The organism is Sorangium sp. So ce321 (assembly GCF_051530195.1).
In the GTDB taxonomy this organism is placed as follows: Bacteria; Myxococcota_A; Polyangia; order Polyangiales; family Polyangiaceae; genus Sorangium.
This window is the reverse complement of record NZ_CP150329.1, coordinates 142,187-154,033: the sequence shown is the minus strand read 5'-3', so window position 1 is coordinate 154,033 and position 11,847 is coordinate 142,187. Positions and strand designations below refer to the sequence as shown.

Annotated in this window: 10 protein-coding genes; 8 read left to right on the top strand and 2 right to left on the bottom strand. The window is 71.8% G+C overall.

Features of this window, described 5'->3' with window-relative positions:
- Positions 1-29: 29 nt before the first annotated feature.
- Positions 30-1,286 carry an extracellular catalytic domain type 1 short-chain-length polyhydroxyalkanoate depolymerase gene (locus tag WME89_RS00590; protein ID WP_438007343.1) on the top strand — a complete coding sequence of 419 codons (1,257 nt, stop codon included), beginning with the start codon at positions 30-32 and terminating at the stop codon, positions 1,284-1,286.
- Between the two features lie 275 nt (positions 1,287-1,561).
- Positions 1,562-3,541 (top strand): hypothetical protein, encoded by a 1,980-nt coding sequence (locus tag WME89_RS00585; protein WP_438007342.1) that lies wholly within the window; start codon positions 1,562-1,564, stop codon positions 3,539-3,541.
- A 200-nt stretch (positions 3,542-3,741) separates the two neighbouring features.
- On the opposite strand, the gene WME89_RS00580 is transcribed toward WME89_RS00585, so the two are convergent.
- Complete coding sequence (locus WME89_RS00580; protein ID WP_438007341.1) at positions 3,742-3,921, bottom strand: hypothetical protein; 180 nt, start codon at positions 3,919-3,921, stop codon at positions 3,742-3,744.
- 354 nt (positions 3,922-4,275) lie between these two features.
- Between WME89_RS00580 and WME89_RS00575 the strand changes: the two genes are divergently transcribed.
- The 6 genes from WME89_RS00575 to WME89_RS00550 all read left to right on the top strand — a co-directional run bounded on the left by WME89_RS00575 (position 4,276) and on the right by WME89_RS00550 (position 11,323).
- Entirely contained in the window at positions 4,276-6,459 is a 2,184-nt protein-coding gene (locus tag WME89_RS00575) for a DUF2169 domain-containing protein (protein WP_438007340.1), read from the top strand.
- A gap of 728 nt (positions 6,460-7,187) precedes the next feature.
- Positions 7,188-7,319, top strand: a complete 132-nt coding sequence (locus WME89_RS00570) for a hypothetical protein (RefSeq protein WP_438007339.1) — start codon at positions 7,188-7,190, stop codon at positions 7,317-7,319.
- Between the two features lie 87 nt (positions 7,320-7,406).
- Positions 7,407-8,390, top strand: coding sequence for a TauD/TfdA dioxygenase family protein (locus WME89_RS00565; protein ID WP_438007338.1), 984 nt, complete (start codon positions 7,407-7,409; stop codon positions 8,388-8,390).
- Positions 8,387-9,238: a dienelactone hydrolase family protein gene (locus WME89_RS00560; protein ID WP_438007337.1), complete on the top strand. Its 852-nt coding sequence runs from the start codon at positions 8,387-8,389 to the stop codon at positions 9,236-9,238. Before WME89_RS00565 ends, WME89_RS00560 begins: the two co-directional genes overlap by 4 nt.
- A 208-nt stretch (positions 9,239-9,446) precedes the next feature.
- On the top strand, positions 9,447-10,259 hold the full coding sequence (locus WME89_RS00555; RefSeq protein ID WP_438007336.1) for a dienelactone hydrolase family protein: 813 nt from the start codon (positions 9,447-9,449) through the stop codon (positions 10,257-10,259).
- Between the two features lie 203 nt (positions 10,260-10,462).
- The gene (locus tag WME89_RS00550; protein WP_438007335.1) at positions 10,463-11,323 is read left to right on the top strand and encodes an alpha/beta fold hydrolase; all 861 of its coding nucleotides are present in this window, start codon (positions 10,463-10,465) and stop codon (positions 11,321-11,323) included.
- Positions 11,324-11,365: 42 nt separating this feature from the next.
- Here the strand turns inward: WME89_RS00550 and WME89_RS00545 are convergent, their stop codons facing one another.
- Entirely contained in the window at positions 11,366-11,842 is a 477-nt protein-coding gene (locus tag WME89_RS00545) for a DUF2059 domain-containing protein (protein WP_438007334.1), read from the bottom strand.
- Between the last annotated feature and the right edge of the window lie 5 nt (positions 11,843-11,847).

Below are 11,847 nucleotides of genomic sequence, written 5' to 3'. Positions count from 1 at the left end.
GGACTACGTGGGGCGCCTTGCTGGCAGCCATGCTGGGGTCGGTACCCTCCGCGGGAGCGGCGACGTTGCAGATGGTCGACGACTGGGGAGTGGACGGTTTACCTGGTGACGTGAGCATGCACGTCTATGTGCCGGACCACGTGGCGCCGAACCCTCCGATCCTGACCCTGGTGCACTACTGCGGCGGGACCGCCGGTGCGGTGTTTGGTCAGGCGCGGGGCGGGGGCATCGTCGACGCGGCGGACGAGCATGGCTTCATCATGGTCGTCCCCAGCAGCGGAAGGTGCTGGGACGTCGTGTCGGACAAGACCCGCACGCGCGAAGGCGGCGGCGACAGCCACGCCATCAGGCAGATGGTGAAATTCGCGCTCGAGACGTACGGGGGCAACGCGGATCGCGTCTATGCGACGGGTGATTCGTCCGGCGGCATGATGACCGAGCTCCTGCTCGCCCTCTACCCGGACGTCTTCAAAGCAGGCGCCGCGTTCGCGGGCATGCCGGCCGGGTGCCGCGCAGCTGGCGAGTCAGGCAATAACGGAGGATACAGCGGGGCGTGCGCGGGCGGCTCGGTGACCCACACGGCGCAAGAATGGGGGGACATCGCTCGTGCGCTGGCCCCGGGGTACACGGGACATCGCCCGCGGCTGCAGATCTTCCACGGCGATGCGGACAGCATCATCAGGTACCCGAACCACACGGAGGCCATCAAGCAATGGACCAATGTTCTGGGCGTGAGCGCGAGCCCGACGTCGACCGACATGGGAGTCCGGCTCGGCAACCACGATGCGACGCGGCAGCGCTGGGAGAATGAGTGTGGCTACGTGGTCCTCGACGCGTTCACCTCGATCGGCGGCGATCACGGCCCATCCGACGCATTGTTTCCCGCCGAGCACGTCATCCCCTTTCTGGGTCTCGACAAGACCGGGCCGGTCGATCCCGAGATAGAGCAGTGCAGCGGTGGGGCGGGGGGGAGCGGTGGCGCAGGCGGAGCCGGTGGCGAGGGTGGGGGCGGCGGACCGGGTCAGGGCGGCACGGGTGGCGGGAGCGCTGGGAGCACGGGGTCGGGCGGCGCCGCGGTCGGGAGCGGCGGCGCGCCCGGCGTCGGCGGCAGCGGTGGAACGGGCGGCGGCGTCACGGAGGGTGGCCCGACGGGTAGCGCTGATTCTGGATCCTGCGCAATCGGCGGGGCCGATTCGGGGGAGTCCTTCGGGACTTCCCTGGTTGCTCTGGCAGCCGCGCTTTCGGCGTTGATCCGTCGCCGGAGGACGGCGGTGAGGTCGACCTGATCCGCGACCACGCGCGCGGCTCTTCCGCTCCAGCACGGCTGCAGGGGGAAACGACGCTCCAGCGCCTGCATGCCGGTCTTCTCGTCGACGCAGAGCACAACGGGTTCAGCAACGGGCGTGCCAGGCGTAGCGAAGCCCCCCTCGGACGAACGGCCCGCAGCCGGACGGCGAGCGCGTAAGTAAGCCAAGTCCGGCCCCGCGCGCTCGGTCGGTGCGAAATGGATGAATGATGGCGACCGCGGGTGCACCGGAGCCTCCTGAAATACGGAGGGTCCATGCAAGCTTACCGCCGTCACGTTGGCACCGCGATTGCTGTTGTCCTGTCCCTCTCGGCCGGGGCCGCTGACGCGGCCGTCACGGTCGAGATCGTCGAGCCGAGCAACAAATTCATCGAGAGCGAGACGATCGCGGTGCGTGTCGCGGCGTCGTCGTCGCCCGATGAGCTCTACTATGTGGAAGCGGAGTTCGAAGGGCTCATCATCGAGCTCACCCCGGCGGAGGACGGCTACTTCGAGGGGTCGTTCGATCTCGGCGAGCTCGGGGGCGAGCTTCCCTATGGCCCTCACGTCGTGACGGTCGACGCGTTCAGCACGTTCGGCGACTGGGCGAGCGCGCAGCGCACCCTGCACCGGTACTCGGCGCCGCCGACCCTCGGATGGAACGTGCTACCGAACGACACCCTCACGGCGGGCTGGCGCTTCGACGCCAAGTGCATCCCGACGCCGCCGTACGAGTGCCAGAGCCTCGCGGCATTCTTCACCAGCGCCGACGGGGACGTCTCGCTGGTCAACGAGGCGCCGTGGTCCGAGCCATCGTCTGTGCCGGGGCGGCTCTACGTCAAGGAGTGGCGATACGGCGACTACTACCAGATCCCGTCGGGCAGGACGTACACGCTCACGATCGGGGCCTGGGACGGCGTGGGACCGAGGGTCTCGAGGACGATCGGTCCGATCCACGTCGACCGGAGCCCGCAGCTCACCGTCGTCCAGCGCGCTCCCGGCGCCATCCTCGATTTCGATGCGACGCGTCTCCTCGTCCTGGATCACCGCGGGCGCATCGGGATCGTCGAGCGCGCTACACAGGCCGTGACGTGGCTCGGGACGATACCGCAAGAAGAGGCCCCGCTCAGCGAGGTCTATGGAGCGCTCACGCCAACCGGGGCCGTGTACCAGGCGACGAACGGCTACATCCTGGCCTGGGTGAATGGCACCCGGAGAACCATCGCGCGCGCGGCGCGCCTCGACGCGGTGAACGGCGACACGGCGGTGTTCACCACGACCGGCGACGACCGGGCCATCGCGCACTCGCTGTCCACGGGGACCAACACCCTCCTCTGGTCGAGCCTGGGCAGCCGCTCGCCGTTCCAGTCCGACATCACGGATTCCGGCGAGATCTATTTCGGGACCTACGAGAGCGGCTCGATCGTGGGGCCCGGGGGGTCGCTCCTCGCGGATCACGGGGGCAACCTGCAGCGGCCGATCACCGACGGGACGAACGTCGCCGGCCGGTGGTGGGACGGGCGCAGGAGCTCGAGTTACCTGTACACGGCGGATGGAGAAGAGGTGTTCCTGGGCGACTCGATCACCAGCAGCTCGGCCGGGCTGCTGCTGCACGCGGGCCACGCGGGCTTCCTGCGGACCGACGGCGCCGTCAACCAGGTATGGCTGCGGACCGCTGACGGCGAGGAGCACCAGATCAGCAACTTCACGAAGTCGAGCCAGTTCGATCAGGCGAAGCTCCGGGTCGGCCACGACGGCCTCAGCGACGCCGGGGGCGTCATCTTCCTGAACGACGGCAAGCGCTACATCGGCCGGCCAGGGGGGGCGCCCGAGCGCATCAGCACGGACCTCGGGCACGGGCGCTGGCTCGACGGGAGCTGGTACGTGGCCATCGGCAACACGCTATTTCAGGGCGCGAGCGCGGGCGGCTCCCCCGCGCGCCTCGCGGCGAACGCGGCGTTCGCGCCGGAGGACGGCGGCGCGCGCGAGGTGCTGTCCACCTCGTTCACGAGCGATGAGCTGCGCGACGCGCCGGTGTCGGCGCGCGACCTGCACGAGCCCGACGCGCTGCCGGTGTCGTCCGACGGCTCCGAGCTGATCGGCGACGGCGATGCGGACACGGGCGGCGACCTCGCGCCGGCCGCGGCGGGGTGCAGCGCCTCTGGCCCGGCCCGCTCTCCGAGCGGCGCCGCCGCGCTCGCCGCGGCGCTCTCAGGCCTCCTCGCGCTCGCGCGGCGGAGCCGCCCGCGCTCGTAGCGCGCCCCGCGACGCACCTGAGCCGACCGCAGAGGCACAGCGCTCTTCTGCCCTCTGTGCCCTCCGAGCCTCTGCGGCTCGACTCTCTCTCTTGTACCCGCACGCGCGCCGTCGAACGAAGAGCTGCCGCGGCGCCAGGAACCCCCGGAGACTCACGCGCCTGTCCCGGCGTCCCCGGCGTCGCTGGCGTCCTTCACGGTTCATCTCCTTCGCGTGTGCTCGCCGCTCCCGAGCGGCGGTCGGCCGCAGCTCTCGGGGCGAGCCGGCTCGAACAGGAGCGCCAAAGCGCCGAGCACGCCGAGCGCTCCCAGAAAGCTGCTCTTCTTGGTGCTCTTCGCGCACCTCGCGTCCCTCACGTCCCTGGTCTCTTGACGGTTCATGTTCTCCTCGACTGAAGAACGGTCTAGTTCACCGGGTGGTGTGCATCCAATTCATATGTGGCATGGTTCGCATGCACAGTGTGCATTGGTATCCTCCGCTGGAGCCCACGGTGGCGACTCGATGCTTCCGGGCCGTTTCCCCCCGGAACGCGCTGGAAAAATCCAGATCGACGCCCGGTGTGGGCGCGCGTACCTCTCCCGGACCGGGGGCCGGTTCCCGCGCAGAGAAAAATGCGACGGCGATGCCGCGCCGGCGCATTGCCGACGGCCGGTCCGGGCGCTCGGATCCTGACGTGGTTGTCGCGGAGGCGTAACGAACCTCGGCGCCTTCCTCATGATAACAAGCGTACTGGCATGCTCGAGTACGCCCTCCCCCGCGACGCCGTGATAGCGCTCCCCGGAACGACAGCGACCGCCGTTGCGTGGCGCACGGCCCAGGGACAGCTCCACCTCACCGCGATCGTCAAGGCGACCTTCGCCTTCGCTCCGGACGCGGAGATGCCGCTCGCCGAGCCGCAGCCGATCAACCGCGCCGAGGTACACCACGGCAACAATCCGATCCGGGGTATCCGCTTCTCGAGCGACCTCGCCCCCTACCTCGGCCGCGCCGACGTGACGTTCACGGGGCACGCGCACGCGCCGCGCGGGACGAGGGTGCAATCGATGCCCGTGCGGCTCGCGATCGCCGAGGGCAGCCGTCTCCTCCTCGACCGGCAGCTCCTCGTCCGCGATCCCTGCGGCTTCGAGCGGATGCCCTTGACCTGCGACCGCGCCACGAGCGGGGCGGGCGGGCAGGAGAACCCGTTCGGGCGGGGCCCGGACCCCGCCGCGGCGAACCTCCTCGATCCGAGGGATCCGAGCCGCCCGGCGTGCTTCGGCCCGGTCGCGCGCGCGCTGCCGGCGCGCCGGCGGCGGCTCGGCTCGACGCCGCGGAAGGTGCTGGAAGCGCCCATTGCCGAGATCCCCGAGGGCTTCGACTGGGGCTATTTCCAGGCGGCGCCCGAGGGCCAGCAGATCGATCACCTGCGCGGCGACGAGTGGATCGTGCTCGAGGGCCTCCACCCGGGCTTGCCGCGGGTCGCGATGCGGCTGCCCAGCGCGCGCGGCGCGGCGCGGATCCACGGGCTCGGCGGCTTCGGGGTGGCGGAGGGGCTTCGCCTCGATCTCGTCGCCGACACGCTGCACATCGACGGCGATGAGGAGCGGTGCACCTTGGTCTGGCGTCGGAGCTTGCCGCTCCCCCACGCGGGCGCGCTGGCGGCGGTGCGCATCGTCGCGGGCGTCGAGGTCGCCGGGGCGCCCATCGCGTGGGAGCCTCCGCCCAGCGCGAGGCGGGCGGAGGCGGCGGGGCCGCCCGTCTCGCAGCGCGGGCTGGCCGGCACCATCGTCATGGCCGAGGAGCCCGTGAGCCGGCCGCGCCCGGCGGAGACGATGTTCCTGGACCTGGACGAGGCGCCGGCGACCACGGTGCGTCCGGTGACCCCGTTCAAGGCAGCGCGCGCTCCGCATGCGGCGACGGTGGCGCTTGGACCGGACGAGGACGCGGCGGCGAGCGTGAGGCACGCGCTGCCCTTCGATCGCTCCTCGGGCCCGTGCGCCGCGGGCGCGAGGCTGCCGACCTCGGCGGCGGCGCCGGCCTCGGCGGCGGCGCTGCTCCACGCGGTCATGCCGCTCGACGCGGCAGCGCCGCTCTCGACGCTCGCGCTGTCCCCGGACGACGACGCCCGCGCGTCCGCGTCGGCGGCGCTGCCGTTTCCTGCGACCCCGAGACCTGCCGCGGAGTGGCGCCTGGTGAGGCCTGCTCCCATCCCCGGCGCGCCGTGGTCGACCGAGGGCGCGTCCGCCGAGAGCGCGCCGTCCGCGATGCTCACGCCGAGCGCACTGCCCGCGCCGAGCGCGCCACCCACGTCGAGCGTTCCGCCTGCGCCGAGCGCGCCGTCCGCGATGCTCACGCCGAGCGCGCCCAGCGCCCCACCCCCACCGAGCGTGCCGCCCGCGCCATCGGCCCTCAGCGCCCCTCAGGCGAAGGCGCCGTCCGCCCCGCCGGCCGACCCGGTGGAGCCGGTGGACCTCGGCGTCGAGCGCTATGCGACCGTCGCGGCGCAGCTCCTGGAGCGGCGCGCGCCCCGGGCCGACGTGCTGGGCGCGCACGGGCTCTCCGAGGCGCGCTTCGCCGAGATCGAGCGGCGCTGGAGCGTCGCCATGGATGACGAGGACCGGCGCGGCGGGCACGCGCTCCGCGACGCGTACGACGCCGCGTACATCAAGGAATGGGAGGCGCATCGCGGGCCCTTCGAGCTCGGCGATTACGCGCGGCTCACCGTGGCGGCCGAGCGCGGCCACCTCGCCGCCGCGCTCGACGCGATCGGCATCCGTCGTACCCTGTGGATACGGCTGAAGCGGGTCTGGGCAAAGCGCCTCGCCGAGAGCCGCAGCCTCGCCGGCGCGCTCCAGCGCGAGCTCGCGCGGCAACGCGATCTGCGGAGCGCAGACGCTCACGGCATGACGAGGCATCGCCTGCGCGCCCCCGGCTCGTGAGGCGCTCGCTCGACATCACCGTCTCGATTCTGTGTCAGAACAAGCGGGCTCGAGCGCTGCATGTCATGCAATGCGCCCACGATCGAGCCTGGCATCTGCGCTGATCTCTCGATCATGTGCGCCGCGCCCCGAGCGCGGCGACCCGACGGTCGGGGTCCGCCTCGGCGGACGACCTACCTCGCGAGGAGCGCGCGCGCCCTTTCCTCGGCCTGGGGGGTGAAGCACTTAACCGGGCCCGCTCGTCCTGCTGACAGGGCTTGCGGCGCCGGTACCGGCGATATGAGCGGAGCGCCGTCACAGCACCAGATGCATTGGACCGTTCTTGCAAGGTGTCAGGCTCGGCAGGACGACGGCCACGACAAGGACGGGCCGGGTAGGCCCCGGTGAGCTGACGCGGTGTTCAAACCCGCTGCTCCGTCCCTCAAGCCCCCGGCTCAGCCGCCGCCTCGTAGAGCTCGCGCACGTCGACAGCTTCTGGTTCAACAGCTCGCTGAGCTCTCCGATGAGGACGTCCATGCGCTGCTCCCCATCGTCGAACGCCTCCGGGCCAAGCACATCGCCCCCGCAAACGCACCCACGACGGAGGGCGCACCTTCGCTCGCCCCGTCCCTCCGGCGTCACCCTGAGCGGTTTGGACGACTTGCCGGCTCCGCTCGGTTTGTCGACGAGGTCGAATCTCCTGTCGCGAGCGCCGACGCGTGGACATGCGATGAGGAGAACCTGAAGCCGTGATCGTGCTGGAGACGCACGCCTGGTTCTGGCTCGTCGCGTCCCCAGATCGTCTTTCCGAGCAGGCGGCCGACGCCATCGATCGTGCGGACAGGCTCGGGGTATCCGCGTGCCCCTCGTGGACCGTCTGACGGCCAGCGCCGCCGTCCCCTCCCTGGCACGGCATCCGCATAGCCGACCGACACGACCGTGACGGGGGGACGACGCGGAGGACAGCCATGAGCCAGAGACCATCCGATCAAGCCATCCAGGTGAAGCCGCTCGCAGGGCACATCGGCGCCGAGATCCACGGCGCCGACATCTCGAAGCCGCTGCCCGACGAGTCCGTGGCGGCCATCCGCGCGGCGCTGCTGAAGTGGAAGGTCGTGTTCTTCCGGGACCAGCCGCTCGGCCACGCCGAGCAGATCGCCTTTGCCGCGCGCTTCGGCGAGGTGACGTACGCGCACCCGCACGAGGACGAGCCGTTCGACGAGCACCCGGAGATCCTCGCCATCGACAGCCGCCGCTACGACAAGCGCTACGGCAGGCGGTTCAGCTACGAGAACCGCTGGCACACCGACGTCACCGCGGCCGTGAACCCGCCGGCGGCGTCGATCCTGCGGGCGCACATCCTGCCGCCCTACGGCGGCGACACCACCTGGACCAACCTCGTGGCCGCCTACGAGGGGCTCTCCGCGCCGCTGCGCGCGCTCGTCGACGGGCTGCGGGCCGAGCACCGCTTCGGGCTGCGGTTCGCCCCGCAGGACCAGGACAGCCCGTACCTGCGCAAGGTGCGCGAGAACCCGCTGATCTCGGTCCACCCCGTGGTGCGCGTCCACCCCGAGACCGGCGAGCGCGCGCTGTTCGTCAGCCCCGGCTTCACGAGCCACATCGTGGGGCTGTCGCCGCGCGAGAGCAGCGCGATCCTCGACCTGCTCTTCGAGCAGATCAGCCGGCCGTCGTACACCGTACGGTTCAGGTGGGAGCCGGGCAGCGTCGCCTTCTGGGACAACCGGGCGACGGCGCACCTCGGGCCGCAGGACCTCGGGCACCTCGACGTCGAGCGCGTCCTTTACCGCGTGACGCTTACCGGGGACATCCCGGTCGGGGTCGACGGCGTCCGCTCCGAGATCGTGGCCGGCGAGCCGTTCGGCAAGCGGCCCCCGAGCAAGCTGAAGGCCGCGCGCAAGGACGCGGCGCCCGCGGCGGAGGTGCAGGCGTGACCGCGGCGGGCGCCGGCTTCGAGAGGACGTCGTTCCAGGGTCCGCGCGGGCCGGTGGAGGCGGTGCAGGTGCGCCCCTCGTCGGCGGGGCGCTCGCCGGCGCCGGCGGTGCTGATCCTGCACGAGGGGCTGGGGTTGACCGCGCACACCATCGAGCTGGCCAGGCGCTTCGCGCAGGAGGGGTACCTCGCGTTCGCGCCGAACCTTTACTCGCACGACGCGGCCCACCGGAGCTTCACGGAGGCGGAGGTGGCCCGGGGCGTGGGGCTGCTGCGCGCGCCCGACCGCGATGAGGTGATCGCCCGGCTGCCGGCGGAGGAGCAGGAGCGCCTGAAGAAGGTGTTCGCCTGGTTCGGCGGCCGCGATACGTCGACGTACCTGCCCGACGCGAGGGCCGCGGTCGCGCACCTGGCCGGCCGGTCCGACGTGCGTCCGGGGGGCATCGCCGCGGTCGGCTTCTCGCTGGGCGGGGGGCTCGTCGGGCAGCTCGCGGTTGCGGGCGTGGAGCTCGCGGCGGGGGCGGTGTTCTACGGGCAGGCGCCGGCCCTGGAGCAGGTGAAGAGCGTGCGCTTTCCGCTGCAGGTGCACTACGCGGAGGAGGACCCGGCGATCACGCCCAGGGCGCCCGAGGTGGAGGCGGCCTTCCGGGGCGCTGGGCGGGAGCTGATCGCGTTCGTGTACCCGGGGACGCGCCACGGGTTCTTCAACGAGACGCGGCCGGCGTACCACGCCGAGGCGGCGCAGCTCTCGTGGCGGCGCACGCGGGACTTCTTCGCCGAGCGCACCGGGAGCGCCGCGCAGCCGCGGCCGCAGGCGGGCGCCGCCGAGGGCGCGCGCGCGGCGGGGTAGCTGCGGCGCCGCTGCGGCGGCGGTCGCCTCAACCTGGGTCGGTCGCCTCAACCTGGGTCGGCCGCCTCAACCTGGGTCGGCCGCCTCAACCCGGGTCGGCCGCCTCAACCCGGGTCGGCCGCCTCAACCCGGGTCGGCCGCCTCAACCTGGGTCGGGTCGCGCCGTCCGGGTCGTCTCCGTGGCACAAAGGCTGCTCCGGGCCGGACCATGACCGCCTCCACCCCGATCGCCGAGAGCAATGCTCCGGAGCCCATCCACACCGATGACACCGGCCTCATCGCCGGCCCGATCACCATCCCCGCGCCGGCCGGCGATCTCCCCGGCTACCGCGCCCACCCCGCCTCGGGCGGCCCCTTTCCCGTGGTGCTGGTGATCCAGGAGATCTTCGGCGTCCACGAGCACATCCGCGACGTCGTCCGTCGCCTCGCGAAGCGCGGCTACTACGCCCTCGCCCCCGACCTGTTCGTTCGCCAGGGCGACCCGAGCCGCCTCGGCACCGTCGACGAGTTCCGGGCGCTCGCGGGCCGCGTGCCCGATCGCCAGGTCCTCTCGGACCTCGACGCCAGCGTGGCCTTCGCGGGCGCCTCCGGGAAGGCCGACGTCGGCAAGGCGGCCGCGGTGGGCTTCTGCTGGGGCGGGCGCATCACGTGGCTCTACGCCGCGCACAACCCCGCGCTCAAGGCCGCTGTGGCCTGGTACGGTCGCCTCACCGGCGATCGCACCGAGGTGCACCCGAAGCACCCGATCGACGTGGCGAGCGCGCTGCAAGCGCCCGTGCTGGGCCTCTACGCCGGGCAGGACCAGGGCATCCCGCTGTCGACCGTCACCGAGCTCCAGGACGCGCTCCGGGCGGCCTCCGCGGCGGGCAGCGCGCCCGGCGCCGCGCGCTCGGAGATCCGGGTCTACCCCGAGGTCCCGCACGCCTTCTATGCCGACTATCGGCCGAGCTACCGGCCCGAGGCTGCCGCCGACGCCTGGCAGCGCCAGCTCGACTGGCTGGCCCAGCACGGCGTCGCCTGACGGCGGCCACCAGCCCGCGCTCGCGCCTCGCCGGCCGCTCGGCGGCCGCTGCTGCCCCTGCAACACGCTGCGCTTCCGCTGCTCCCCCGCGCGCACCGCGCACGCGCGCTGCTCCGCCCGCGCCGCACCTCCCCGCCCGCCTGCGCCGCGCGCCTCCTGCCGCCCGGGCCTCCCGTGCGCCGCCGATCGGGTACCCTCGAGCGATGCGCGCGAGGATCCGAGACACCGAGATCTACTTCGACATCGAGGGCATGGGCCTCGTCCCCGACGGGCCGCAGATGCGCGAGAAGCCGGTGATGTTCGTCGTGCACGGCGGCCCTGGAGCGGACCACTCCTCGCACAAGGGTGGATTGAGCCCGCTCGCCGACCGCGCGCAGCTCGTCTATTTCGATCATCGCGGACAGGGCCGCTCGGCGCGCGGACCGAAGGACACGTATACCCTCGAGAACAACGTCGAGGACATGGAGGCGCTGCGCCAGCACCTCGGCCTCGATCGCATCGTGGTCATGGGGACCTCCTATGGCGGCATGGTGGCGATGGCCTATGCGCTCCGGTATCAGCAGCACATCTCTCATCTCATCCTGGTGGCCACGGCGGCCAGCCATCGCCTCATCGACCGGGCGAAGCAGATCGTGGCGGAGCGCGGCACGGAGCGGCAGAAGGAGGCCTGCGAGCGCCTCTGGGCCGGCAAGCTCGCGAGCAACGAGCAGTTCGTCGAGATCCTCGACACCCTGGGGCCGCTCTATTCCACCACCTTCGATCCGGAGAAGGCGGCCGAGCCCAGCGAGCGCACCATCTACAACGTCGAGGCGTGGAACGTCGCCCTGGAGACGTTCATGCGGACATTCGACTTCACGCCGCGCCTGCCCGAGATCAAGGTGCCCGCCCTCGTCATCGCCGGCCGGCACGACTGGATCTGCCCGCCCGATCTCTCGGAGGAGATCGCGCGCCTCATCCCGGGCGCGGATCTACGGATCTTCGAGCGCAGCAGCCACTCGGTGCGCGCAGACGAGCCGCGGGCGCTGCTCGACGCCATCGCCGGCTTCCTGGTCTACCGGCGGTAGCGCCGGCAGCGGGCGACGGCGGAGCGGAGCGCGGCGCGCGCGCTACTGGATCCCGGCCTTCCGCATCGCGGCAGGCATCCGCTGGACGATGACCGCGCCGACCTTCTTCCCCACCTCCCCGCTGATCTCGGGGAGGAGCTTCGCGGTCTTCTTGCCCACCGGCGTGCCGTAGAACTTGATGAGCTCCTTCAGCTCATCGGCCGTGAACTTCCCCGCGTAGATCTCGACGTTCCACTGGACGAGCTCGTCGTAAGGCAGCACCTCGGCCACGACGGCCTTCAGCTTCCCGGCGTCGCTCGCGGAGATCTTCGCGCCCGCCTGCTGCATCGATGCCCCCATGTTGGTCATCAGCTGCTCGATGAGCGCATTGTAGACCTCCCTGGGCATGACGAGGTGCGTGAGCTCACGGGCGAGCTTCTTCTCCGCCTCTCCCGCGTGGGCGCTGCCGAGCGACGCCAGGGAGATCAGGGTCACGACCGCGATCGAGACGATCCAGGAACGAAGCGCATGCTTTCTCATGCTCC